Consider the following 25,535-nt stretch of genomic DNA (forward strand, 5'->3'; position numbering starts at 1 on the left):
GTATGTTGAATGTCTATACTTCAAATCCTAAAGAAGTTAAGAAGTTCTTAAGAATTGGGTTAAGATTATTGTAAGATTTAGTTGATATCATTCCTTTAGAGCAAAATAATAAAGGGTGTGATATTAATTGTCTAGATTTATATGTAGGAGTGATACATCTTGAATATCTTAGTTTGTGACGATGATAAAGAAATATCGGATGCCATAAAAATTTATTTAGAAAATGAAGGGTATCAAATATTTAAAGCTTCTAATGGCCTAGAAGCGTTGGAAGTCATAGATGAAATTGAAGTACATCTGGTAATTATGGATATTATGATGCCCCGAATGGATGGTTTAAGAGCTACTCTGAAGATCAGAGAAGATAAGAATATACCTGTAATAATGCTCTCAGCAAAATCTGAGGATACTGACAAGATAATTGGGTTAAATATGGGAGCTGACGATTATATCACTAAGCCATTTAACCCTTTGGAATTAATTGCCAGGGTGAAGTCGCAGCTTAGAAGATACACAACTCTGGGAAGTCTGGAAACCAAAACTAATGTCTATAAAACAGGTGGGCTTGTAATAGATGATGAGTTGAAGACAGTAACAGTTGATGGCGATGAAGTAAAATTAACTCCTGTTCAATACAAAATGCTGAAACTGTTGACTGCTAATGCTGGAAGAGTGTTTTCCATTGATGAAATATATGAAAAGGTATGGAAAGAAACGGCCTTTTGTCCGGAAAATACTGTGGCAGTTCATATCAGAAAAATTAGAGAAAAGATAGAAATAAATCCTAAAGAACCTAAATACTTAAAGGTGGTGTGGGGAATTGGATATAAAGTGGAGAAACTATAGTCATTCAGTGGTAGCTAAGGTTGTGGCTTTTATAATCGTGATCCTTTGTTTGACTAGTTCCATAACAATATTTGCAAATATTGAAGTTTTGCATAATGAAGATTTTGATATTGTTTTTGAAGAAAGTTATTATCAAGGTAAGGATTACTTAAGCAACTGCTCAGAAGTCATTGAAAATATCAAGAAGGTGCAAAAATATAAGAGCAAAGAGAACATTTTAAATGGTGGAACTTTGACTGAAAATGTCATAGCAGAGCAAGAAGACAGATTGTTTTGGGATTTTCAATATAACTCAAAAAGCTATAATCCTAATTTAACGCCTGAGGAGAATCATAAGATATTTAAAGAAGTATACGCTGATAAACTTGTGCAAGCAAAGAATAGTCAAATCAAACAGGATCTTAATGATTTTAATATGGCCTTGCAAAGATTAGCAGGATACGAAGGCCTTGTTTATTATGCTAAGAATGGTGAAACGGAATTCTCTAACAGCACAGATAAAGCTAAAGAATACTTCAAAACTTTTCCAGCTTATATGATATTTGAGGGCTATGAAAATGAAGTATTTCCTCAAGAAGTGAACCAAAATACGCGGTATTACTGGCTTTCATCAAGTACAAATAATATAGAGCAACAAGATGCTATTTATATCGCTTTTACTCAGGATTATTTGAATCCCAGAATTGTCGAATGGCAAGACAATAAGCTGTTGATAACAGATAGTCTCTATCAAATAGCTGCCTTGTTAATAGTATTAATTGTCGCTTTCATATATTTAATAGTTGTAGTAGGAAGGAAACCCTATGACAATCAGGTGCAGCTGAATTTCTTCAGCAGAATCTTTAATGATTTCAACTTAGTTATGTGCATTTTGCTGGTCGCTATATGGGCAATTGTCATCTCTGAATCAGAGCAGTTTAAAAGCCTTAACCTTATATTCCTAATAACTTTATTTGCTGCAAGTTTAAGTCTATTATTGGTTCTTTCTTTAGTGACGCATTTTAAAAACCGGACTTTAATGAAGAATACCTTGATCTACAAAATATTTCATAGACTATTTAGCTTCTTCAGAGATATCTATAACAGTGGAAGTGTAGGTTTAAAGGTTGTCTTAATCGTTATAGGCTATCCAATAATCGTAGCCATAACATTTTTTATGTTTCCGATAACTCTTGGAGCTGCAGCCTGGATAGCGCATAAGAAGGTTAAGGAATTTAACGCTATAAAAGAAGGGGTGAAAAAAGTAAAAGACGGGGATCTCCACTTCAGCATAAACGCCTCCGGAGATGGAGAGTTTGCCAAGCTGGCGGCAGATATTAACAGTATCGCAGACGGGCTATCTAAAGCTGTTGAAAACGAGATCAAAAGTGAACGGTTAAAAACAGAATTAATTACTAATGTCTCCCATGACATTCGAACTCCCTTAACTTCAATCATTACCTATGTTGACTTATTGAAACACGAAAAAGATCAATCAAAGGTAGATAATTATTTAGAAATAATCGATCAGAAGTCACAACGGTTAAAAGTACTAACAGAGGATTTGTTTGAAGCTGCTAAAGCATCAAGTGGGAATATTCAAGTTAATTTAGAAGCAATTGATCTTATGTCTTTAATAACCCAAGGGTTAGGCGAGCTTGACGACAAAATCCAGGAGAGTGAGTTAGATTTCAAAATCAGTCATCCAAAGGATAGACTGGTCGTTAAAGCTGATGGGAAGTTATTGTGGCGAGCTATCGAGAATTTGTTATCAAATATATTTAAATACGCCCTGCAAGGGTCAAGAGTCTATATCGATGTTACCAATGTAGGAACTGTAGCAACACTAACTATTAAAAATATTTCAGCCTATGAACTAAATATCTCTTCTGACGAGCTTATGGAGCGATTCAAGAGAGGGGATGAATCTAGAAGCAGTCAAGGCAGCGGGTTGGGATTATCAATTGCTAAGAGTTTGCTAGAAATTCAAAGAGGCAGTTTTAATATTGAGATAGATGGAGATTTATTTAAAGCAATAATTCAAATGCCCCTTGTACAGACAAATTAGACAAAGAGATTATTAAAAAGACAATATTAAGTAGAGGGCAGCAAACTGAAGTTTGCTGCCCTCTACTTAATAAGGGTTATAGACAACAATTGTAAAACTCTGATTTTAGCAGAAAAGAATCGGAATAATATAGCTTGTGCTCAAAAAAAGGATTACTTATGTGTGGGGATATTACAACCAGTGTCATATATTTTAAGTTTGAAATCAATAATTTTCAGGTTTTCTCTTAAATCAGCCATTTGCTTTAGAACCTCTTTGCGGTGATCGAGAAACAATTGCCGACGAATTTCTAACGTCTCATCACCTTGCAGACACCATTCGATATATTGCTTAATTTGTTTTAAAGGCATTCCGGTATTTTTTAAACAACAAATGAGTTTTAACCACTCGAGGTCACTATCCGAAAACTCTCTGCTTCCAGATTTGCTACGCTCAACAAAAGGAAGCAGCCCCTCCTTGTCATAATAGCGTATTGTGTGTGCAGTTAAATCAAATTTCTCAGCTACTTGACTGATGGTGTAACTCATAGCAATTCTCCTCTAAGGTTCCTCAATAACAAAAAAATTTAACCTAGAGCTAAACTTGAAGTTTTTTTCAGTATAAACTACTTAATATTGAATTACAATCAGTTTAGTAATACAGTGATAGAAGCCGGGTCAATAAACAAAATTAAATTAATGCTTTTATGAAGGGGTCAGGGGATTGATTTGAAGAATATCGATGCTGAACAAAATCATTTTGAATTAAGAAGTTCTTTGGTGTTAATAATGGCTATAGCCAGCGGTATAACTGTGGCTAATTTATATTATAGTCAACCGTTACTTGTAGAAATTGCGGAAAGCTTTCATGTAACTCAGGTTAGTGTTGGTATTGTAGCTATGCTTACTCAGATCGGATATGCCCTAGGTATGCTGAGTATTTTACCTTTAGCGGATATTAAGGAAAAAAGGTTTTTAATTGTTTTTATGCTCCTGTGTTCTGCTTGTGCATTGTTAGCTATGTATTTTTCTTTTAATATAACTGTGATTTCCATTGCATCCTTTGCTGTTGGCTTTACCTCTGTGGTTCCTCAGCTAATTGTTCCCTTTGCTGCACAGTTAGCCAATCCCCAAGAGAGAGGAAAGATCATTGGAACTGTCATGAGTGGCCTTTTTATAGGCATTTTGGTCTCTCGTACCTTTAGTGGTCTTGTAGGTGAATATTGGGGGTGGAGAAGTGTTTATTTAATTGCAGCTGTTTTAATGATTATTCTAGCCGTTTTCTTAAGCAAATTGCTGCCATTATGTCCACCGACTTCGAGTATGAAATATCAAGAATTGTTCAAATCTATGGTGAGTTTGACCAAAGGTCTTCCGGTATTAAGGGAGGCATCTTTGAATGGAGCACTGATGTTCGCCTCCTTCAGTGCCTTTTGGACATCTTTGGTTTTCTTGCTCGAGAGTTCACACTATAATATGGGAGCTGATGCTGCCGGTCTCTTTGGATTAGTTGGTGTGACGGGCGCTATGGCTGCTCCGATCGTTGGCAGGATAGCGGACAAACGAAGCCCGAAATTCACAGTAGTAATCGGCATGATCTCAGTAACAATGGCTTATATTTGTTTTATTACTTTAGGCTTTAAACTATGGGGATTGATTATTGGAGTGGTATTTCTTGATTTAGGGGTTCAATCTTGTCAGATTTCCAATCAGGCTAGAGTGCATTCTCTTAACGATGAAGCGCGTAACAGACTAAATACAGTTTACATGGTCTCATACTTTAGCGGAGGTGCCCTGGGATCCTATCTGGGATCATACAGCTATGCCCATTTTGGGTGGTATGGAGTTTGCAGTTTAGGACTACTAACTCAACTAATAGCCTTTATAGCTCTCAAGACCTATAAAGCAAAGCCACATATCTAAATGCAATACTTAGTTGGTTCGTTAATCGTTCAAAGTGTTTTGTTATAGCAACAGAAACAACACTAGAAATCATAATATTTGTAACAGTTAGAGAGTTTTTCAGAAATCCCCCATGGTCATAAAGGAAAGGCTCAGCGGAAAAAGTGTACCGCTGAGCCTTCTATCGGTTTATAGGGAGTTTTTATTTAAATTGTAATTAACTCATAGTCCTTAGTGCCTAGCCCCATTTCAACGGCGTAGTCAATTGCCACTTTCCAGTCGGTGGTTGGGCTGACAGCGGTAAAATGATCATGATGCCCTGGGGAATTTTTGTCTAAGATACTGCCGGCCATAACAGGCTGAGAGTTTACAGCATCTGCACAGGCTGCATCGAGGGCTACCGGGTCAAAGGAGGCAAACATACCTACATTTGGAACAATCGGGACATCGTTCTCAGAATGACAGTCGCAGAAAGGGGATACATCAATTACTAAACTGATGTGGAAATGGGGGCGCCCCTTCAGTACGGCCCAGGTGTATTCAGCAATCTTTTTATTCAATATTTCATTGGACTCGCCCCAATCAGCTTGAACTGCATCCGTTGGACATACGCCAATACAGCGTCCGCAGCCTACACAGTTTAGATGATTTATGTTAGCTTTGTGTTCTGTCACGGTTATGGCATTATGGGCGCAGATTTTTGTACATACACCACAGCCAATGCATTTCTTCTGAAAAACTTGGGGTTTTCCGCTGCTGTGCATTTCCATTTTGCCGGCGCGAGACCCGCAGCCCATTCCAATATTTTTTAAGGCACCGCCAAAACCGGTCAGTTCATGGCCCTTGAAATGGTTTAGAGAAATGAATACATCGGCATCCATAATAGCTTGCCCAATCTTTGCTTCTTTCACATAGTTACCGCCTTCAACGGGAATTAATGCCTCGTCGGTACCTTTCAAGCCATCGGCAATCAGGACATGACAACCTGTAGAAAAAGGAGAAAAGCCATTGAGGTAAGCTGAATCCAGATGGTCAAGAGCATTCTTTCTGCCACCGACATATAAGGTATTACAATCAGTCAGAAAGGGTTTTCCGCCTAGTTCCTTCACAATATCCACGACAGTTTTGGCGAAATTTGGTCGTAGGTAGGATAAGTTTCCCGGTTCGCCAAAATGAATTTTAATTGCGGCGTATTTTTTCTTAAAATCAATTTGATTCATTCCTGCAGTTTTGATCAGCCGGCTTAACTTCTGCTGCAAATTTTCTTTCATGGTCACGTGCATATCCGCATAATACACCTTTGATTTTTCCAACTTAATAACCTCCAAGAAATTTGATTAGTTAAGTGTACCTAAAGAAAGGATTAATCATTGAATTAGATTAATGGGATAATCATATGTCATCCTTATTTTAGCATAAACCCTTGAGCATACTTTAAGTCAAGTAGAAATTTTCTTGAAAATAAACCTAAACATTATACCATTCAACGATATTATTCTTAGAGTTAATGAGTGATTCTCTTATTTGTGAGAGTAAACATTAGAATTTTAAATATATTTAGTAAGAGCAAGAGATCTCGCGTTGAAGGTGAGGGACTTCTTGCTCTTTTCTCTACGTATCAATCCAAAATATAACAATTACCGACAGATTTACCGAAGGAGATTGAACGATAAATGTTGAATCACTACACTAAAGTAAAGAAGTAGGCAGCATTGGATCTTTTTATTCTTGCAGGAAGGAATCAGAGCAATGAAACTTAAATCAAAGCTATCTCTGGGTTTTGCTTCAGTATTATTAATCGTTGCAATTTTTTTTGGGATATCTATTTACTCTATTGCCCAAGTAAATAAAAGTATTGAAAAAAACCAGCAAGATCGATATCGCAAACTTAAATATTGTGAAACCGTTGAGGAAGAGCTGAACAATATCAGCAGGTACTTAAGAGATCTGACCTTTCTCGATGTCGATTATGATTATTTTCAGAAAATACAATCAGTCCATGCTTCTAGAAAAGAGATAGAATTTGCTTTAAATTCACTAGAGGCAACAGCGATTCGTGACGAAACAAAAAATCTACTTCGCCAGATAAAAGCCGAAAATCTTGTCTACATTGAGCTGCAGGAGAAAATCATAGCATTGGCCACTTCCGGTCAGGAAGAGAAGTTTGAGCAGGCTATCAATGATGGAGCCTTTGAGCGGGGGCAAATTTTCAAGTACGTTGAAGAGTTAGATAGACTTGAAGATAAATCCATGAATGAATTATTGCAATCATCCTCAAGTGTCTATCATTATGCCTTAATATCCTTTTTTATATCACTACTACTTACAATATTAGTCGGAACAGGAATAACTGTCTGGATTACACGCAAGGTTACTGGAGACATACGTTGTATCACTGACATTATGAATAGCATTCCTTCGATCCGTGATCATGTCAATTTACCACGAATTGATATTCGTTCAAATGACGAGGTTGGCGAAATTGCAGCGTCCTTTAATGAAATGGCTGGTTTTTTAGAAGAACATGCTAGGCAGGAGAAAGAATTTATCGGTAAAATACAGGATCGTGATTGGTTGAAAACTGAAGTCCTAGAAATTACGACTTTATGTCAAGGGCTTCAGGATATGAAAACACTGGCTGATCTTATCATTACAAAGGTTACTCCCATGATCCAAGGAAGTTATGGAGTTTTTTATGTCCTAGAACGTCAAGGGGATAAGGAGTTCTTAAAGAAACAGGCGGTTTATGCAGAAAGTTCCCATGACCCTGCAAGAGAGATCATTCCTATCGGGGAAGGATTAGCAGGCCAGAGTGCACTAGAAAATCGAACAATCATTCTGGACAAGGTACCAGAAGGTTATATAAAGATTTCCTCCGGATTGGGGGAAACCTTACCCCAAATGATTATCATACTTCCTTTAACGTTTAAGGAGCAGGTTCTGGCAGTCATGGAGTTGGCATCTCATCATTCGTATACGGCTATACAGTTAGAGCTGCTGGAATTTATTTCGAAGTACATCGGAACGACTATAAACCGTGTTCAAGGTCGGATGGAGATTGAAAGACTGCTGGAGGAATCACAAGTTTTAACCGAAGAACTCCAGTCCCAATCTGAAGAACTTCAATTGCAGCAGGAGGAGCTAAAAACCTTTAATGAGAACCTGGAGGAACAGTATAATGAGTCCGAAAAGAGAGCGACGGAATTAAAGGCCTTAAAGGAAGCCTTTGAAGAAAAAGCTCGTCAGCTCGAAGAAAGTTCGAATTATAAGTCCGAGTTTTTATCCAATATCTCACATGAGCTAAGAACGCCTTTGAATAGTTTGCTTATTCTTTCCCAAATGCTGATTGAAAATAAGGAAGGAAACTTGACTTCAAATCAGATTGAATACGCTAAAACAATTTTTTCTTCCGGAAATGAACTCTTAATCTTAATTAATGATATTTTAGATCTATCGAAAATAGAGTCCGGGAAAATTACTCTCCATTCTGAAGTGATAAAATTAGCCGATATACTGGACTATGTCAGACAGTATTTTCTTCCAATGGCTAGTCAAAAGAACCTAGAGTTTACCGTAGAGATGGATAAGACTCTGCCAATGACTATCTGTATTGATGAACATAAGCTATTGCAGATTCTCAAGAATTTATTATCTAATGCCTTTAAATTTACGGATAAGGGAAGGGTTTCCTTACGAGTCAGTAATGCAGCAGAACATGTAGTTATGGATAATGGAATAGGTAAAGAGGCAGAGTGGGTATTAGCATTTTCTGTTATAGACACTGGTATTGGTATGCCAAAGAGTAAGCATGAGATTGTCTTTGAGGCCTTTCAACAGGCTAATGGGTCAACTGCCAGGAAGTACGGCGGTACGGGCCTGGGTCTTACAATCAGCCAGAAGCTTGCCGGATTATTAGGAGGATTTATCGATATAGACAGTGTTGAAGGTCAAGGAAGTACATTTACTCTCTATTTGCCGGGCCACCCTGCTCAAAAAGAGGCTTTCCTTGAACCATTCTCTGAAGTAGCGGCTACAAGATTTACCGATTATGATGATTCTTCTGCTCTCGGAGTTAAAAAGGATGAAGATAATTGTGATAGTATCTATCAAGCCGATGATGCTCAACAAAATGAGAATAGAAATGTGAGCTTAGAAGGCAAGAAAATTTTGGTAGTAGATGATGACATGAGAAATGTCTTTGCACTTACCACGGCACTTGAAAATCATAAGATTAAGGCAGTATTTGCCGAGAATGGTAGAGAGGCTATCGAAGTTTTATCTGAGAATCCGGATACGGACTTACTACTAATGGACATCATGATGCCGGAAATGGATGGATATGAAGCTATCCAACGTATTCGGCAAATTCCTGAATATGCGAACTTACCGATTATTGCCTTGACGGCTAAGGCTATGAAAAATGACCGTGAAAAGTGTATTGATGCGGGGGCCTCAGATTATATTAGCAAGCCGGTGAATCTAGAGCAGTTATTTACTTTAATAAAGATTTGGTTATATAGATAGAGCTGGGTTAAAGGGGGGGGGGCAAAGAGTTAGACTATGGCTGATTTAGGCAATCAGGAGGAAATAGAGAAAATTGAAATTGAACTTCTATTAGAAGGAATATACCGTTTCTATGGTTTTGATTTCAGAAATTATGTTTCTGCTTCAATAAGGCGCAGAATCTGGAATCGTATCCGGGCTGAACGTTTGAAAAATGTTTCAAGCCTACAGGAGAAAGTTCTCCATGATCCAGGTGCTATGGCTCGGCTCATTGCAGATTTTTCTATCCATGTCTCTGAGATGTTTCGAGATCCCTCTTTCTTTAAGACGTTTAGAGAGGAAGTAATTCCAATTCTTAAAGACATACCGTTTATTAGAATTTGGCATGCCGGTTGTTCCTCAGGAGAAGAGGTTTACTCTATGGCCATGATCTTATATGAAGAAGGTTTATACCATAAGACGAAAATTTATGCGACAGATATGAATGAAGATTTATTAGAAAAGGCTAGAAAAGGTGAATATCCATTAAACAAAATGCCATGTTACAAAGATAATTATCTTGCCGCAGGGGGAAAACAAGATTTTTCGATGTTCTTTAATGTATGTCAGGATAAAGCTTGCTTTCATAGATTTCTTACCCATAATGTAGTATTTGCTCAACACAATTTGGCGACAGATCATTCCTTTAATGAGTTTCATGTCATAATTTGCAGAAATGTAATGATTTACTTTGATAAGATTCTGCAAAACCGAGTGCATCAGCTGTTCTATGAGAGTTTGTGTATGAGAGGATTCTTAGGGCTAGGTGGCAAGGAGGATATAGCCTTTAATGATTATTCTCAATACTATGAAGTCCTTAGTACTCGGCAGAAGCTGTATTGTAAGGTGAAGTGACTACTCAGGAATGTGATATTCATTAAGAGAGAAAGACAAAGTATCTTAGGGTACCGAGGATGTTAAAAAGTATGAAGATCTTAATTGTAGATGACCGCCGTGATAATTTGCTGGCTTTGGAAGCTGTACTTGAATCACCTGATTATCATCTGGTTTTGGCTATGTCTGGAGAAGAAGCTTTAAAATGCTTACTGAAAGATGATTTTGCCGTAATTCTACTAGATGTTCAGATGCCGGGAATGGATGGATTTGAAACTGCTAAGCTCATCAGGGCGCGGAAAAAGAACGAGGAGACTCCTATAATTTTCATTACAGCAATCTATCAGTCTACAGAAAATATTACTAAAGGGTACTCATTAGGGGCAATTGATTATTTGTTCAAACCCTTCAATCCTGAAATGCTGAAATTCAAGATAGACGGGTTTATTAAGATACACATGCATAAGAAAAAGATAAAGCATCAGAATGATTTGCTAAAGCAGCATGCCCTTGATCTAGAAATTATTAATAACAGCCTGGAACGCACGACTGGGGATTTGCGGAGAGCAGAAGCTTTGGCTCGCATCATCGGAGAAACTTCAACAGATACAGTGATTACCATGGATACTATGGGCAGAATTATTAACACGAATCCAGCAATTAAAACTATGTTTGGGTATGAACATGAGGATTTGCTGGGGGAAAATGTTGAAGTTCTTTTGCCGGATAACAACTTTCCGTTTCATAATTCCCTTAATAACTTTGTTCTTTGTCAAAGTAGTAAGATACTGAATGCCACGGCTAAACACAAAACCGGGAGGGTTTTTCCCGTAGAGATTCAAGTGGGAGTTGCCAGCATAGATGAGCAGGAGATTTTAGTATGGTCTGTTAGAGATATCTCAGAGCGGAAGCAGCTGGAGAAAGAGAGAATAGACCGTTATAGAACGCTTGAAAAGTTAGTCTTGGAGAGAACGGGTGAACTGTTCCGTACGAACCAGAAGTTAAAGGAAGAAATATTTAAACGCAACAAAATAGGCGAGGAACTTAGGAAGACCAGTCTAAGGCTTAATAATATCCTGGAAAGTATAACGGATGTTTTCTTTACCCTAGACCACCATTGGGAGTTTATTTTTGTCAATGAAGAGGCGGAAAAATATTGGCTCAAGGGGCGGGATGAGCTAATTGGAAAAAATATTTGGGATCTCTTCCCGGAAGCACTTTTAGAGTATTATCCTTTATTTAGAAAAGCGAAATTAAAGAAAGAAGCTATACATTTTGAAATAAAAGGACTGTATTCCGAGACACCTTACGAAGCTCATGTTTATCCTTCCGAAGAAGGATTAACCATTTATTACCATAATATTATGGAGCGGAAAATGTTCGAAAAAGAAATGGCCCGTCTCGATCGTCTAAACCTTGTGGGACAAATGGCCGCTGGAATCGGTCATGAGGTGAGAAACCCTCTTACGACAATTCGAGGTTTTCTTCAGCTAATGGAAGGGAAAGATGAATTCGCAAAGTCCAAGGGTTATATCAAGTTGATGATTGAGGAACTTGATAGAGCTAATTTAATTATTTCAGAATTTCTAAGTTTGGCCAAGAATAAGACAGTCGATCTTCGGCCCTTAAACTTGAACACGCTTATAGAAAACTTATTTCCCTTGTTACAGGCAGATGCCATGGTTAGTGACAAGAATATTAAAACAGAATTACAGGACATAGAAGTCTTATCTTTGGATGAGAAGGAAATTCGCCAGCTTATTTTGAATCTTGTCCGGAATGGAATGGAGGCCATGAGTCGCAACGGCACATTAACACTAAATACTTTCATGGATGGGGATAGGGTTGTTCTGGCAGTACAGGATGAAGGGTGTGGAATCAAGGATCAGGACATTGAGAAGCTTGGAACCCCGTTTTTCACGACTAAAGAGAGCGGAACGGGTTTAGGGTTGGCTACTTGTTACAGCATCTCTGCTCGGCATAATGCTCAAATAGATATTGAGACGGGGAATTCGGGAACAACCTTTTATGTGAAGTTTAAGACTAAGCAGAAATATTGAAACACGAGAAGGGATGGGCTTCATGAGAAACCTGTCCCTTTTCGTGTTTCAATATTTCTGCTTCTATAAATGGGATAAATTTCTTATAAATGCTTATATAATAATTAAAGTCGGGTACATTAAGGGAAATGCTATCAAGGGGTTGAATACGTAAAATGAATCAACAAAGTAAAGCTAACTCTACCTTGCAGAATCCCCCAAAGTCTTTTTGGATTGCCTCTACTCCAAAGACAGATTATCCGACCTTAAACGAAGATCTAAAAGTGGATGTCGCTATTATTGGCGGGGGAATGGTCGGTATTACGACAGCTTACTTACTTGCAGAAGAAGGGCTGAAGGTTGCCGTTTTAGAAGCGGATCGTATTTTGCTGGGTGCGACGGCTCATACCACTGCAAAACTTACCTCTCAGCACGGGTTAATCTATGAGCAGATAAAACATCAGATGGGTTTAGAAAAAGCAAAGCAATATGCAGATGCTAATGAAACTGCAATTAAATTTGTCGCCAAGTTAATCGAAGAGAAAAAGATTGACTGTGATTTTAGTTGGCAGTCAGCCTATGTATATACCCAATCCAATGAATATATTCAGAAACTTCAAGATGAGCTGACTGTGGCGGAGGAATTAGGCATTAAAGCATCTTATCAAACTGAATTAGAGATACCAATCCCAATTAAAGGTGCGTTGAGGTTTGATAATCAAGCCCAATTTCATCCTCGCAAGTATTTACTGACCCTTGCTAAAATGCTTGAAGACAAAGGGGGGGGGATTTATGAACAATCTAGGGTTGTGGATCTTCAGGGAGAAGGCCCTTATGACGTGATAACCCTTAAAGGAAAGAGGGTCACAGCCAGTCATGTTATTATGTCATCCCACTACCCTTGTCATAACTTTCCGGGACTCTACTTCTCAAGATTGTATACGGAAAGAGCCTATGCGGTGGTGGCAAAGGTTAAGGAGCCATTCCCCGGCGGAATGTACATAAATGCTGAAACTCCTACTCGATCACTTCGATCCCTGCCCACGGAAGATGGAGAAAGAGTTCTGATTGTCGGAGAAAAACATAAGACTGGCCACGGTGAGAATTTAGTTCAGCATTATCTAAATCTGATGAATTTTGCTGAAGAGCTCTTCACAGTGGAGGATTTCCCATATCGTTGGTCAACTCAGGATTGTACTACGCTGGATGATATTCCGTACATAGGTCAGATGACATCTGATCGGCCAAATCTCTATATTGCAAGTGGATTTAGAAAATGGGGGATGACCCATAGCACAGTATCAGGACTAATCCTGCGAGATTTAATTGTCAAAGGGGAATCACCATGGCAAGAAGTCTATCATCCCTCTCGTTTTAATTCCGCTTCTGCGGTTGAGTTTGTTGTTCAGAATACAGATGTGGGGATAAACTTTGTATCCGGAAAACTCAAACCGGTTCAAGATGAGCTCACAGTCAATCCTGGGGAGGCTATAGTTGCCGATGTCCAAGGGCATAGAGCAGGAGTATATAAGGATTCAGAAAACCAGCTGCATATTGTAGATACAACATGTACACACCTGGGCTGCGAAGTACAGTGGAATGACGCTGAACACTCTTGGGATTGCCCTTGCCATGGCTCAAGATTTACGATTGATGGCAAGATTTTGGAAGGGCCAGCGATGCAGGAGCTTGAGACATTATAGCTCTTAAACGAGATTTACCCATATAAATAAGTAAAGATGCTGGATATTTGGACAGGTTCTTTATTAAAGTGGAGAGCCTGTTCATTGGGTACGTAATAGTTTTGGCAGCCACTTAAAAACAATAATTATAGCAAATATGCAATTTGTCTAATTTAATAATGACTTTTGCATATTTTTTAATGACTTAAGTCACTCCCTAAATGTTACAGATAGGATTAAGATTTGTATAAGAAAAATTTTTCTGTTTTATCTAGTCTATATGAGAAAACTTATCAAGTTCCATAACTAAATATCAAGTCAAGAGGGGTGTGACAAATTAACAAATAAACAATCTGCTCTAACAGAAAATATCGAACAAATAAATTGATGAGGAGAAATAGTTATGAAAAGTATTAAGATAAAAATGATTGTCTATATCGGGGCGCTCTTACTAACTGTTTGTGGTGGATTGGGACTTATATCGTATATTGCTGCTTCTAACTCCATTTCTGATCAGGTTGACCAAAACCTCCCTCTGATAGCAAATGAAGGTGCAAAGGTTGTGTCTGTAAGAATGGCTGCAGTCTTAGATAACCTTGAAACGGTTGCTAACATGGAAGAAGTAAAAAACAGCATTGGCGTCCGTTCAGAGGCTATAACTAAATTATTTGAAGATGAAGCAAAAAGATTAGGGCATAAACAGATGTTTACTCTTGGCCTAGATGGCTTAATAGTATCTGGCCAAACTGGAAAAGATGTTAACTTGAAAGAAAGAGCATACTTCCAGAAAGCAATTACAGGTGAAAGAACAATATCTGAACCGATTGTCAACAAAGATGACGGATCGATGATCATTGTCTATGCTGTTCCGATAAAAAAGGACGGAGCCATAGTTGGGGTGTTAGTTGCAATGAGAGAGGGGTCAGAATTAATTAAAATTACGAATGACATTACCTATGGCAAATCTGGTAAAGCATTTATGATTGATAATAAGGGGATAAAGGTTGCCCATAGTAACCCTGATCTTGTTATGAATATGGATAATGATCTGGAAAACGTCAAGGAGGATCCTAAATTAGAATCTTTGGTAAATATCGAGAGACAAATGATCGAAGGCAAGACCGGAGTCGGAGAGTACGAATATAACGGAATCGTAAAATATCTTGGCTATGTACCGGTACCGGGTACAACTTGGTCCTTAGCGGTGGCTGCTCCTAAAGATGAGGTTATGGCAGGGGTACATACAATGGGCAGATCCGTTTTTATCGCTTCAGTAATTTTTTTACTGCTTAGCATAGGTGCAGCTTACTTAGTTGCGAGGCTAATCGCAAATCCGATTATGTCAGCTGCAGAACACCTAAAGATTATTTCCTCAGGAGACTTTACCCACTCCTCCCCCAAGGAACTTTTAGAGAGAAAGGATGAAATTGGTTTATTAAGTAAAGCAATTGACACTATGCAGAAGTCAGTAAAAGAGCTGGTTAAAGGTGTAATCACTGAGTCCCACAATGTAAGGAACACAGTCATAGCAACTGGTAAGGCAATCTCGGAGTTGACTTCTCAGATTGGAGAAGTCTCTGCTACGACTGAGGAACTGTCTGCGGGAATGGAAGAGACTGCCGCTTCAGGTGAGGAAATGAGTGCATCTGTTACAGAGATCGAGAGAGCGGTAGGCTCAATCGCCAGTAAAGCAGAAGCGGGAGCTGTCTCGGCGGGGGAGATAAGTAATAGAGCAAGCGCCCTTAATCGAAACACCATTGCTTCCCAAAGCAATGCTCAGACGATCTATTTAACCACCCAAGAAAAAATGGTCAAGGCTATTGAAGAATCCAAAGCCGTTGATCAGATTAATATACTTTCGGACTCAATATTACAGATCACTTCCCAAACGAATCTACTTGCCTTAAATGCAGCCATAGAGGCAGCAAGAGCCGGAGAAGCAGGCAGGGGTTTTGCAGTTGTAGCCGATGAGATAAGGAAGCTGGCAGAAAGCTCTAAAGAAACGGTTAATGAAATACAGAATGTGACTAAGACTGTTGTCTCGGCGGTAGGTAATCTGGCTGAGAGCTCTGCCAGTATTTTGGAATTCATAGATAAAGAGGTTCGTAAAGAATTTGACAATATGCTTGAAATCAGTGAGCAATACAATGAGGATGCTAAGTTGGTTGATAACCTGGTAAGTGATTTCAGTGCAACTGCGGAAGAACTTACCGCTTCTATGCAGGAAATGGCTAAGGTTATCGAGGAAATTGCCGTAGCTGCAAATCAAGGAGCTGAAGGAGCAACGGTAATTGCAGAGAAAAGCATAACCGTTATGGAAAATTCCAATGAGGTTATGAAGCAGGCGGATTTATCAAAGCAGAGTTCTGATAATCTTATGAAGATAGTATCGAGCTTCAAGGTTGAATAATATAAGCTATATTAAGGAGTAGTAAAAGAGTTGTAAAGACTCGATTACTACTCCTTGTCTGTAATTTTATGGCTTATGGTTGTCAGAGCTTTTCCGAGATTCTCGGCTTTCCCGGGTCGCAGGGAGGACTCTTAACATCGGAAACACAGGAAAGTTTTATTAAATAGTAGCATTCCTCTCGCAGCATGTGATCTGGTATTAAAGGGTCAATGATACCTAACGCAGTATTACTAAGGAGCATTTCTTGCAGCTGTATCAAAAATTGATTAAACTGTTGGATCTGGCTTGCTGCTTCATGATTGAACTCAGCTAACTCTGGAAAATTCTTTAATGATCTCGCAAGGCCAACCATTTCAATAGCTTTCTGATAAGACGATTCAAAATCTCTAGTAAATCGCTGACCTTGCATTCGTAAGGATTTTTCGACAGCGTCGAGAGTGGTTGCAATTGAGTTAGCATGTCCGATGGCATCAAGCAGCCACAACAAATGATAGTGAGTAGGATGGAGTAACGGAACATCTTCCCCCTTGAGCAGAAAGCCTAACACTAATAGATACTCTTCTAGCTCATTGACCATATGGCTTATAAATGAAGGAGGGAGAGATAATCCGATTTGACCTGTGAGATGTCTCTGAATCAAATGCAATTTAAACTCTTTTAATTGTTGAACTCGCTGCCAAATAAGTTGATTGATACTACTTAGTTCCTCCCTATTTAAATTCTGCCGGGTTTGAGTGAGTAAATTATCAAATTCCTGAATAAAGTAAAGTGCCCGGCTGATTTCCTCCTTTTCTGAAGGGCTTAAGGCTTTATAGATGAAACGGGAATGATCCCCAAGAACCTGTAACCAAAAACGGTGCTCATATAAAGCAGATGTGATATAGCCAGAGCTCATGGAAAAACCTCCTCTTTAACCATTGCTAGTTAATGATATTCGCCCATAAATGAGTTATACCATGAGATAAGCAATACCCTGCGTCGATTGTTCAATGGAAATAGGGCTTGGTCAAATTGTTTTTGACCAAGCCCTATTTCTTAATCAATTGGGATTTTTCGGGAAGTATGGAAATTGTCGCCTGACCTATCTGTAGACGAAGCTTATTGAAAAATATCTTAATCATTGTATGGTTACTTAAGAAATGAGAATCCTAATTCATAAGTTGATAAAGAAAAAGGTGATTATTAATGAAATCTGCCAATAAGGGCTTAATGCTTACTGGACTTGTAGTAATAGTACTATTATATACAGTTTATAGAGTAAGCTATTCTTGGTTTGGTAATCCATTGACATGTCTAAGATGTCATGAAGTGGAACCCTATGCAGTGTCATGGAAAAAGTCCCCTCACAGCAGTGTGGACTGCCGGTCATGCCATGAAAATAGAGGAATTTTTCGTAGAATGGATTTCACTGCTCGTGGTGTTAGAGATATTGGAATACATATTAAGGGTGACTACTCATTCCCAATGAAAGCCGTGGTTTATGAGTCGAATTGTATTACTTGCCATTTAGGTGATTTTAAGCCGGAATTAGAGGCACCTCCCATGCCTAAAGGGCATGCCAAACATATTAAGAATGGTGTAGGCTGCAACAATTGCCATAGAGATACGGGGCATAAGAATGGCCTTATGGTAGACGAGAGGTTTGAATAGTCACAACGGAAAATGATAGTAATTTAGAAACCAGTAGATCATGGAGCAAGACTTTCGCGTTCGGAGATTAGGATTGAAGAGACATCGTAAAATTTTTACTAGACTTCTGCGATGATCTCACCCATTTGAGATATGTCATACCCTCCAATTCCCTGTACTTCATTTCGAAATGCGGAGGATCTTAAGATGCTGATTAATGCCTGGAAATGTGGGCGTTCCACATCTTCCAAGCGCATTACTAAATCATAGCGTTCTTTATGAAGGGGGATAAAATCAAGATTAGCAAATTGCATAGCAACCTTTTCAATCCCCAAACCAACGTCTGCTTCACCGCGGGCAACTTTGCTGGCGACGGCCAAGTGGGTTAACTCTTCTTCTCCGTAGCCAAGAATGTCTTGGCGCTTAATTCCCGAGATCCTCAGTTGTTCATCTAACAATACTCTTGCCCCTGAGCCTCTTTCTCTGTTTACATAACGAACTTCAGGTTTGACTAAGTCTCCCCAAGTGGTTATGTTTTTGGGATTTCCCTTAGCAACATAGAATCCTTCCATTCGATAGACTAAGTTAATGACACAGGTTTGGTGACCAGGCATTAGTCTTCGTACATACGGGGTGTTGTATTCGTTAGTATCGCTATCCCATAAATGGGCAGTGACAACGTTGGCCAACCCGCGATATAAGGCCATCAGCCCATCAATACTACCGATATAGCGGCGTAAGAAGTGAACCTGGGGAAATTGCTTCTCTAAATACCGGGTCAAAATGTCCAAAACAATATCTTGGCCGCAGATAACTAAGCTTTCGTCACTGGTTAAACGATGGCGATGAACTAATTCCTCGTTAATGGCTGAGGGGTCTAGAGGAGGGGTAGATGTGCTTAGGCCCTTAGATTTTTGCTTATAAGCCTCAAGATCAGCACCCTCTACACGGACTTTACGACCAATGCGATAAGCAGTAAGCTCACCTCTTTTGATCAGCTCATATACTGTAAATTTCGAAATCTTTAAGATCTTGGCAATTTCTTCGGGCGTATAGGAAATATCAGTGGACATAGCTAAGCTCCTGTCTCTTATAAGTATGCAAATGTACTGTATACTTTGCTGAATGTACTTGCTAATGTATTATAACACATAGTATAATGTCAGTGTAATTCAGTCTTGTTAGGTTTTGTTTGTTTATGAATGGTTGTAGAAGTTATTATTGACCAACATTAGCTAATACAACCTAACATGAATGGAGTAGTCGAGAAAAAGTGCTTGAGGAGGAGTGGAAAGTGAAAAAAATATCATGGTTATTAGTATTAAGTTTTAGTTTGTTGATCATCTTATCTAGTGTAGGTTGTAATGCGAATAATCCCGCCCAATCGCCAGAAAAAACTACTCAGGTAGAATCTACAGAAATCATGGTATCGGCTGCGGCAAGTCTGCAAAATTCGCTAACTGAACTGCAAAAGGACTATGCTCAGAAAAAACCCGAAGTGAAGCTTACTTTTAACTTTGGAAGTTCAGGAACTCTCCAACAACAGATTGAACAGGGTGCACCGGCTGATCTTTTTATTTCTGCAGGTAAATCTCAAATGGATGCTTTGGGGCAAAAAAATTTGCTGGTTAAAGAAAGCAGAATTGATTTACTGGGGAATGACTTAGTTCTTGTTACAGGAAAGCAAAACAACAAGGTAACCTCGCTAGCAGACCTGGCTAAAGCTGATGTAGGGAAAATTAGTATCGGCACTCCTGAGTCTGTGCCTGCCGGAAAATATGCGCAGGAAGCTTTGACAAGCCTCAAGCTTTGGGAGCAATTAACGCCTAAGTTTGTCTTGGCTAAGGATGTAACCCAAGTCTTAAATTATGTCGAAACAGGCAACGTGGACGCGGGCCTGGTATACCAATCCGATGCTCAGGGCTCAGATAAGGTGAAAGTTGTTATGGCTCTTCCTGAGAGCAGCCACAAGCCTATTGTTTACCCTGCGGCAATTATCTCAGCTACCAAAAATCAACAAGCTGCAGAAGAGTTTTTAAAGTACTTACAGAGTTCGGATGCTCAGAAAATCTTTACCCAATACGGATTTAAGTCGATAGCAAAGTAAAGTTGTTCAGGGGATCGCCTTCCTGAAGAACTTACCCATAATTATTAAGCAGGAGCCCTGAAAACTGGACGAAGTGCGGTGAGCCTTATGGATTTTAGCTTTATTCCAATTATCTTGTCCCTAAAAGTTGCCTTCGCAGCCGTTATCATTGTAACTTGTACTTCCATACCACTAGCTGGTTTGATGGCCAAGAGGGAGTTTCTGGGCAAGGATGTCGTCGAGTCAATTATTACCTTACCTTTGGTATTACCGCCCTCGGTTATTGGTTTTATGCTGCTTTTTGTTTTTGGCAAGAATGGTCCTCTGGGAAAGCTGTTAGAACAATGGTTCCACACCAGAATAGTCTTTACCTTGGCAGGAGCTGTTGTTGCGGCTGCCGTTGTCGCTTTGCCGTTAATGTATCAATCAGTGAAGGTAGCAATGGAGAATGTGGACCCCAACCTTGAAAAGGCTGCCCGTACATTGGGGGCAAAGGAGCTAAGAATATTCTTCACTATCACTCTGCCTTTGGCTTGGAATGGAATTGTGGCAGGCTTGGTATTAGCCTTCGCCCGATCTCTGGGCGAATTTGGAGCAACGTTGATGATTGCTGGGAATATCCCGGGTAAGACTCAAACAATGCCGTTGGCTATCTACTTTGCCAATGAATCAGGAGATACAAGGCAAGCAAGTATATTGGTTATCATTATGACAGTGTTTAGTTTTATGGTGATTTATGGGCTAAACCGTTGGGGGAAAGGCTCTCAGAAGGATAGGAAAGGGGGCGGGGATCATGCTTAAGGCACATTTTGAAAAAAAGTTGCCCTCTTTTGATCTGGAAGCAGACATTTCTTTGAGTAACGGAATCCTTGCTTTGGTCGGTCCCTCCGGGGCTGGCAAAACCACGATCCTGCAGTGCATCGCGGGCCTGCAGACCCCTTCTCAAGGCGAGATTAAGATCAATGATAAAGCCGTTTTCTCTACTGAAGAGGGCATAAATGTTCCTATCAGAAATCGGCGTATAGGGTATGTTTTTCAGGACTATGCTCTCTTTCCCCACATGACTGTTGAAAAGAATGTAATGTACGGTATGCCCAAAAAGGATAATAGCCCTAACAAGGTTTTAACCGTTTCCAATGTATTAGAAATGCTGAAGATTGAACATCTCCGGCAGCGCTATCCCAACCAGATTTCTGGGGGGGAAAAACAAAGAGTGGCTTTAGCTCGTGCCTTAATGACTGAGCCAGAACTCTTACTACTGGATGAGCCACTTTCAGCACTTGATCAGGACACGCGAAGAACGCTTCAACAAGAACTGCTTAGGCTGCAAGCCCAATGGCAGATTCCCTTCATTTTAGTCACCCATGATCCACAGGAAGCAGAAATGCTTGGAGATCAGATTATTAAGCTGGATCGGGGTAAGCAAGAGACGATTAAGATGTCAGATAAGTTAAATGAAACAAGTCTTAGGAAAATTAAATAGTAAATCTCCGAGCCAGTCTGACCTAAGGATCAAAGTCTACGGTCGCTGGACAGGACTTTAGATCCTCAGGGTATTCTTGGAAACAGGTATGCCTTCACTTTTTGAAAAGGAGTACAGGTGTAATGCTAGGCTACTAGTTTACTCAGGGCTCCCTTTTCGGGGAGCCCTATTGTTTTGCCTCTATGCTAAGGCCAGGATTTCTAACCTATTAACTATGACTAACTCTGTAAGGGGGTTAATGTGTCTTTTGATTTGATGGAGATTGACTTTGTTCCGCTAATTATATCTTTAAGAGCTGCAACCATGGCCACTATTGTTACTTTCTTTTTAGGTATTGCTGCAGCGTGTTTTGTTTCAGGGTATCGGGGAAAATTTAAGGGATTGATTGACGGTGTCCTTACTCTTCCCTTGGTATTGCCACCAACTGTTTTAGGCTTTTTGTTGCTTGTTTTGTTTGGTAAGAATGGGCCCCTTGGAAAATTTCTCACAGCCATTGGAACGACGGTCATATTCTCTTGGCAGGCTACTGTTATTGCAGCCTCAGTCGTGGCCTTTCCTTTAATGTATCGAACAGTAAGAAGTTCTTTTGAACAGATTGATCAAAATATTATTTATGCTGCACGCACACTAGGTGTCTCGGAGTGGAAGATATTCTGGAAGATTACAATTCCGCTCTCTTGGCCGGGAGTTGCCGCAGGAATGGTCTTGGCCTTTGCACGAGCTCTGGGAGATTTTGGTGCCACACTGATGATAGGGGGCAACATACCGGGTAAAACATTGACCATCCCTGCGGCTATCTTCTTTGCTGCCGAAAGTGGAGATATGAATAAGGCTTTACTCTGGGTGATACTAATCTTTATTATTTCACTGATTGTTATGACGTTAATGAACTATTGGACGGATTACCAGCGTAAGTTAATAATTTCAGCAGGCAGGAAATAGCATGGAACTATTGGTAGATATTCGAAAAAAGCTTCTAGGGTTTGAGCTGGATGTGAGTTTTGAAGCGAGTAAGAATATTCTTGGACTTTTAGGCGCTTCAGGCTCAGGTAAAAGTATGACCTTGCGCTGCATCGCGGGAATTGATACTCCTGATCAGGGCAGAATTGTCCTTAACGGCAGGACATTATTTGACTCTAAGAAAGGAATAAATCTCCCCTGTCGCAAGCGGAAACTTGGATATTTGTTTCAAAACTACGCTTTATTCCCTAATATGACGGTGGAGGAGAACATTGGCTTTGGAATTGGAGATAAAAACAGGGAGGACAGATTGGCAATTATCAGTGAAAAGGTGAAGTTGATTCAACTGGAAGGCTTAGAAAAACGCTACCCCAATCAGCTTTCCGGAGGACAGCAGCAGCGAGTTGCTTTAGCCAGGGCTTTAGCGGTTGAGCCCGAGGCGCTGCTCTTGGATGAGCCCTTTTCAGCCCTGGATGATTATCTAAGAGGCCAGGTGGTTAACCAATTGACAGATAATTTAGCGGATTATCAAGGAGTTACTCTGTTTGTGACCCATAACATGGACGAAGTTTATAGGATTTGTGATCAGTTAGTGGTGCTGTCAATGGGGAAAATTGAAGCTAAAGGGGGAAAAGAGGAAGTCTTCAAGTGTCCCCCTTCCCTTGTAGCAGCCCAGTTAACTGGTTGTAAGAATTTTTCTCAAGCAAAATACATATCACCCTTTGAATTAGATGCCCTTGAATGGGGGATACGCCTAAAGACCAAGGGTACAATTCCAAAGCAAATCAAACATGTAGGTGTTCATGCCCATATGCTCGAAATTGCCCGAGACGAAAAAGAGGATAATGTCTTCAGGTGTTGGCTGAAATTTGCCAGCGAGACCCCATCTCGTACGATAGTATATCTAGTTACAGAAAGGGATCATCAAAAGCAGAACCACGGTACTCTTCAATGGGAGATAGCAAAACAAACTTGGTTAGAGTTGAAGGATAAGCCTCAGCCTTGGACCCTAAGAATAAACCCTGTTGATTTAATAATTGTGTAGAGGAGAGAGTGTGAACTATGAAATTACTTAGTACCAAAGCTTGCGAACCTCAAAAAGCTTGTAAAGCCAAAGTCTCCTATACTCTGATAGCTGCTTTGCTAGGATTAATAGTCCTGTTAATGTCCGGCTGTTCAAGTGCAGTTAATGAAACTCCAAAAACTGAGGGCAGTCAAACTGAGCAAGTTAAACCTATCGAACTCTTAGTATCCACTGCGCCAAGCTTGAAAGGTTCGCTTGAAGAAATCAAGGGGCTCTATACAGCGAAGAATGCTCAAGTCAAACTGGTTTACAATTATGGACCATCGGGATCACTTCAAAACCAAATTGAACAAGGCGCCGCTGCGGACATCTTTATCTCTCAGGGCAAACCGCAAATGGATGCCTTAGAGCAAAAAGGGCTGATTAAGCAAGGGACTAGGATAAATCTATTGGGAGACGAGCTAGTGCTGGTTGTTAATAAGAACAATACTAGGATTAAGAGTTTTGAAGATCTAACAAACGAAGAGGTCAAGAAAATAGGGATTGGTGAAGCAGAATCAGTTCCTGCGGCCAAAACAACAAAGGAAACCCTAGAGACCCTGAAATTATGGGACAAGTTACAACCAAAGTTTGTGATCGGTAAGGATTTAATGCAAATAATGACTTATGTGGAAACGGAGAATGCTGAGGCAGGTTTTGTTTGGGATACTATAGCGATCACCTCAGATAAGGTTAGGATTGTAGCGCCTGCTCCAGCTAACTCGCATAAGCCAGTGACCTTGCCGGCGGCAGTAGTTGCATCCTCTAAAAACGGTGATGAAGCCTCAAAGTTTTTAGAATACCTGCAGAGTGATGAAGCGATGAAGATCTTTGAGAAAAATGGATTTATCAGGGGGGAATAAGCTAGACCCGTTCGTTCTTTTGTGGTGTTAGGTGTGGTTACAACAGTAAAATTGGAGGTGTAAGGATGCTTTATATTAGCGATGAGACTATTGAGAGATGGATCAAAGAGGATGTTCCGTATATTGATTTGACAACCTTGACACTTGGCATAGGTGGAATGAAGGGAAGAATTTCGTTTAAGGCCAGGGAATTTACGGTTTTATCCGGGGTTGAGGAGGTATTAAGGATTTTTCGTAAACTGGGAGTAACCGAGCTGCAGTCCTTACCATCAGGTACTATCGTCAATCCAGGAGATACCTTTATAATAGCTGAAGGTTTGGCAGAAAACCTGCACATGGCCTGGAAAGTATCTCTGAATATTCTTGAATACTGTTCAGGTATTGCCACTAGAACAAAAAGGATGGTAGATAAAGCCAAGGCAATAGACCCGCATTCCACCGTCGTTGCTACCAGAAAATCATTTCCAGGCACCAAGGAGCTCTCCATCAAATCGATTATTGCTGGAGGTGCTTATCCTCATCGTTTAGGTCTATCTGAAACTATCTTAATTTTCAAGCAGCATGTCAATTTTCTGGGAGATATCCATAATCTGGCCGAGATGATTAAGGTAATCAAAGGAAAGGCCTGTGAAAAGAAAATTATCGTAGAGGTAGAAAGCATTGAGGATGCTCGCCTCTTAATCGAATCGGGTGTTGATGGATTACAATTTGATAAAGTCCCGGCCAAGGATCTAAGGATCATCGTCGCTGAAATTCACAACCTTAACCCTAATATTACGCTGCTGGGAGCGGGTGGGATTAATGAAGGGAATATTGAAGAGTATGCTCGAACAGGTATCGATGGGATTGTAACAACTTCCATGTATTTTGGTAAACCCTCTGATATTGGAGTGACGATGGAGAATATCCAAACTCCTTGATTCACTGAAGCAGAGAAGTATTTGTAAAAACTTTATAATTTACTATCTCCGAGCCGAACCACCTAAAGAGTAAATTATGGTATTTCGGCCAGGGTTTTAGCCCTCGGGCATGTCTGGAAACGGATCTGCCTTCACTATTGAAAAGGAGGTGGCGGGCCTGCAAAGGGTATATTTTGTGTGGGCTCCACTCTCTATGAGTGGAGCTATTTTTATAGATAAGATTCAGTTGAAGAACATATTGACAGAAAAGG

At 39.8% G+C, this 25,535-nt stretch carries 20 protein-coding genes and 2 riboswitches; of the genes, 16 read left to right on the forward strand and 4 right to left on the reverse strand.

All coding sequences use genetic code 11. The features are described from left to right. The first annotated feature begins 159 nt into the window (after positions 1-159). Both DESMER_RS01985 and DESMER_RS01990 read left to right on the forward strand, forming a co-directional pair. Positions 160-846, forward strand: a complete 687-nt coding sequence (locus tag DESMER_RS01985) for a response regulator transcription factor (RefSeq protein ID WP_014901388.1) — start codon at positions 160-162, stop codon at positions 844-846. After that, the gene (locus tag DESMER_RS01990; RefSeq protein WP_014901389.1) at positions 821-2,893 is read left to right on the forward strand and encodes a sensor histidine kinase; all 2,073 of its coding nucleotides are present in this window, start codon (positions 821-823) and stop codon (positions 2,891-2,893) included. The genes DESMER_RS01985 and DESMER_RS01990 overlap by 26 nt, the downstream gene beginning before the upstream one ends. A gap of 152 nt (positions 2,894-3,045) precedes the next feature. On the opposite strand, the gene DESMER_RS01995 is transcribed toward DESMER_RS01990, so the two are convergent. Beyond that, positions 3,046-3,420 (reverse strand): MerR family transcriptional regulator, encoded by a 375-nt coding sequence (locus tag DESMER_RS01995; RefSeq protein WP_014901390.1) that lies wholly within the window; start codon positions 3,418-3,420, stop codon positions 3,046-3,048. A 180-nt stretch (positions 3,421-3,600) separates the two neighbouring features. Between DESMER_RS01995 and DESMER_RS02000 the strand changes: the two genes are divergently transcribed. Continuing rightward, positions 3,601-4,794 (forward strand): MFS transporter, encoded by a 1,194-nt coding sequence (locus tag DESMER_RS02000; RefSeq protein ID WP_014901391.1) that lies wholly within the window; start codon positions 3,601-3,603, stop codon positions 4,792-4,794. Between the two features lie 185 nt (positions 4,795-4,979). On the opposite strand, the gene DESMER_RS02005 is transcribed toward DESMER_RS02000, so the two are convergent. Further along, positions 4,980-6,086 carry a DUF362 domain-containing protein gene (locus tag DESMER_RS02005; protein WP_014901392.1) on the reverse strand — a complete coding sequence of 369 codons (1,107 nt, stop codon included), beginning with the start codon at positions 6,084-6,086 and terminating at the stop codon, positions 4,980-4,982. 436 nt (positions 6,087-6,522) lie between these two features. Here DESMER_RS02005 and DESMER_RS02010 point away from each other — a divergent pair, with 436 nt between their 5' ends. From DESMER_RS02010 to DESMER_RS02030, 5 genes are all read left to right on the forward strand, one after another. Beyond that, a complete protein-coding gene (locus DESMER_RS02010; RefSeq protein ID WP_014901393.1) occupies positions 6,523-9,297 on the forward strand; it encodes a response regulator in 2,775 nt (924 codons plus the stop codon). Positions 9,298-9,333: 36 nt separating this feature from the next. Further along, on the forward strand, positions 9,334-10,170 hold the full coding sequence (locus tag DESMER_RS02015; RefSeq protein ID WP_014901394.1) for a CheR family methyltransferase: 837 nt from the start codon (positions 9,334-9,336) through the stop codon (positions 10,168-10,170). Between the two features lie 71 nt (positions 10,171-10,241). Beyond that, positions 10,242-12,209, forward strand: a complete 1,968-nt coding sequence (locus DESMER_RS02020) for a PAS domain S-box protein (protein ID WP_014901395.1) — start codon at positions 10,242-10,244, stop codon at positions 12,207-12,209. Positions 12,210-12,364: 155 nt separating this feature from the next. Next, on the forward strand, positions 12,365-13,891 hold the full coding sequence (locus DESMER_RS02025) for an FAD-dependent oxidoreductase (protein ID WP_014901397.1): 1,527 nt from the start codon (positions 12,365-12,367) through the stop codon (positions 13,889-13,891). A gap of 382 nt (positions 13,892-14,273) precedes the next feature. After that, positions 14,274-16,280 carry a methyl-accepting chemotaxis protein gene (locus DESMER_RS02030; RefSeq protein ID WP_014901398.1) on the forward strand — a complete coding sequence of 669 codons (2,007 nt, stop codon included), beginning with the start codon at positions 14,274-14,276 and terminating at the stop codon, positions 16,278-16,280. A gap of 82 nt (positions 16,281-16,362) precedes the next feature. Here the strand turns inward: DESMER_RS02030 and DESMER_RS02035 are convergent, their stop codons facing one another. Next, a complete protein-coding gene (locus DESMER_RS02035) occupies positions 16,363-17,175 on the reverse strand; it encodes a DUF2935 domain-containing protein (protein WP_014901399.1) in 813 nt (270 codons plus the stop codon). A gap of 290 nt (positions 17,176-17,465) precedes the next feature. On the opposite strand from DESMER_RS02035, the gene DESMER_RS02040 reads away from it, so the two are divergent. Next, positions 17,466-17,930, forward strand: a complete 465-nt coding sequence (locus tag DESMER_RS02040) for a NapC/NirT family cytochrome c (RefSeq protein ID WP_014901400.1) — start codon at positions 17,466-17,468, stop codon at positions 17,928-17,930. Positions 17,931-18,028: 98 nt separating this feature from the next. On the opposite strand, the gene DESMER_RS02045 is transcribed toward DESMER_RS02040, so the two are convergent. Beyond that, complete coding sequence (locus DESMER_RS02045) at positions 18,029-18,982, reverse strand: helix-turn-helix transcriptional regulator (protein ID WP_014901401.1); 954 nt, start codon at positions 18,980-18,982, stop codon at positions 18,029-18,031. 221 nt (positions 18,983-19,203) lie between these two features. Here DESMER_RS02045 and modA (DESMER_RS02050) point away from each other — a divergent pair, with 221 nt between their 5' ends. The 7 genes from modA (DESMER_RS02050) to modD all read left to right on the forward strand — a co-directional run bounded on the left by modA (DESMER_RS02050) (position 19,204) and on the right by modD (position 25,284). Beyond that, on the forward strand, positions 19,204-20,016 hold the full coding sequence (gene modA, locus DESMER_RS02050) for a molybdate ABC transporter substrate-binding protein (RefSeq protein WP_014901402.1): 813 nt from the start codon (positions 19,204-19,206) through the stop codon (positions 20,014-20,016). A gap of 87 nt (positions 20,017-20,103) precedes the next feature. Then, the gene (modB, locus tag DESMER_RS02055) at positions 20,104-20,796 is read left to right on the forward strand and encodes a molybdate ABC transporter permease subunit (protein ID WP_042333279.1); all 693 of its coding nucleotides are present in this window, start codon (positions 20,104-20,106) and stop codon (positions 20,794-20,796) included. Beyond that, positions 20,789-21,478 carry an ATP-binding cassette domain-containing protein gene (locus DESMER_RS02060; protein ID WP_014901404.1) on the forward strand — a complete coding sequence of 230 codons (690 nt, stop codon included), beginning with the start codon at positions 20,789-20,791 and terminating at the stop codon, positions 21,476-21,478. The genes modB (DESMER_RS02055) and DESMER_RS02060 overlap by 8 nt, the downstream gene beginning before the upstream one ends. Beyond that, a riboswitch (molybdenum cofactor riboswitch) is annotated at positions 21,472-21,606 on the forward strand. (Overlaps the previous gene by 7 nt.) A gap of 127 nt (positions 21,607-21,733) precedes the next feature. Next, a complete protein-coding gene (modB, locus tag DESMER_RS02065) occupies positions 21,734-22,420 on the forward strand; it encodes a molybdate ABC transporter permease subunit (RefSeq protein WP_042334194.1) in 687 nt (228 codons plus the stop codon). A 1-nt stretch (position 22,421) separates the two neighbouring features. Next, entirely contained in the window at positions 22,422-23,483 is a 1,062-nt protein-coding gene (locus DESMER_RS02070) for a sulfate/molybdate ABC transporter ATP-binding protein (RefSeq protein WP_014901406.1), read from the forward strand. A 17-nt stretch (positions 23,484-23,500) separates the two neighbouring features. Then, positions 23,501-24,364 (forward strand): molybdate ABC transporter substrate-binding protein, encoded by an 864-nt coding sequence (modA, locus tag DESMER_RS02075; RefSeq protein ID WP_014901407.1) that lies wholly within the window; start codon positions 23,501-23,503, stop codon positions 24,362-24,364. A gap of 65 nt (positions 24,365-24,429) precedes the next feature. Next, entirely contained in the window at positions 24,430-25,284 is an 855-nt protein-coding gene (gene modD, locus DESMER_RS02080) for a ModD protein (protein WP_014901408.1), read from the forward strand. Between the two features lie 34 nt (positions 25,285-25,318). Then, positions 25,319-25,448, forward strand: a riboswitch (molybdenum cofactor riboswitch). Positions 25,449-25,535 lie beyond the last annotated feature (87 nt).

The organism is Desulfosporosinus meridiei DSM 13257 (assembly GCF_000231385.2).
In the GTDB taxonomy this organism is placed as follows: Bacteria; Bacillota; Desulfitobacteriia; order Desulfitobacteriales; family Desulfitobacteriaceae; genus Desulfosporosinus; species Desulfosporosinus meridiei.

Excerpts from the sequence above, each read along its gene's own strand:
- DESMER_RS01995 (WP_014901390.1), bottom strand. The coding sequence starts at position 3,420 with ATGAGTTACACCATCAGTCAAGTAGCTGAGAAATTTGATTTAACTGCA.
- DESMER_RS02010 (WP_014901393.1), top strand. The coding sequence starts at position 6,523 with ATGAAACTTAAATCAAAGCTATCTCTGGGTTTTGCTTCAGTATTATTA.
- DESMER_RS02015 (WP_014901394.1), top strand. The coding sequence starts at position 9,334 with ATGGCTGATTTAGGCAATCAGGAGGAAATAGAGAAAATTGAAATTGAA.
- DESMER_RS02020 (WP_014901395.1), top strand. The coding sequence starts at position 10,242 with ATGAAGATCTTAATTGTAGATGACCGCCGTGATAATTTGCTGGCTTTG.
- DESMER_RS02025 (WP_014901397.1), top strand. The coding sequence starts at position 12,365 with ATGAATCAACAAAGTAAAGCTAACTCTACCTTGCAGAATCCCCCAAAG.
- DESMER_RS02030 (WP_014901398.1), top strand. The coding sequence starts at position 14,274 with ATGAAAAGTATTAAGATAAAAATGATTGTCTATATCGGGGCGCTCTTA.
- DESMER_RS02035 (WP_014901399.1), bottom strand. The coding sequence starts at position 17,175 with ATGAGCTCTGGCTATATCACATCTGCTTTATATGAGCACCGTTTTTGG.
- DESMER_RS02040 (WP_014901400.1), top strand. The coding sequence starts at position 17,466 with ATGAAATCTGCCAATAAGGGCTTAATGCTTACTGGACTTGTAGTAATA.
- DESMER_RS02045 (WP_014901401.1), bottom strand. The coding sequence starts at position 18,982 with ATGTCCACTGATATTTCCTATACGCCCGAAGAAATTGCCAAGATCTTA.
- modB (WP_042333279.1), top strand. The coding sequence starts at position 20,104 with ATGGATTTTAGCTTTATTCCAATTATCTTGTCCCTAAAAGTTGCCTTC.
- DESMER_RS02060 (WP_014901404.1), top strand. The coding sequence starts at position 20,789 with ATGCTTAAGGCACATTTTGAAAAAAAGTTGCCCTCTTTTGATCTGGAA.
- modB (WP_042334194.1), top strand. The coding sequence starts at position 21,734 with ATGGAGATTGACTTTGTTCCGCTAATTATATCTTTAAGAGCTGCAACC.
- DESMER_RS02070 (WP_014901406.1), top strand. The coding sequence starts at position 22,422 with ATGGAACTATTGGTAGATATTCGAAAAAAGCTTCTAGGGTTTGAGCTG.
- modA (WP_014901407.1), top strand. The coding sequence starts at position 23,501 with ATGAAATTACTTAGTACCAAAGCTTGCGAACCTCAAAAAGCTTGTAAA.
- modD (WP_014901408.1), top strand. The coding sequence starts at position 24,430 with ATGCTTTATATTAGCGATGAGACTATTGAGAGATGGATCAAAGAGGAT.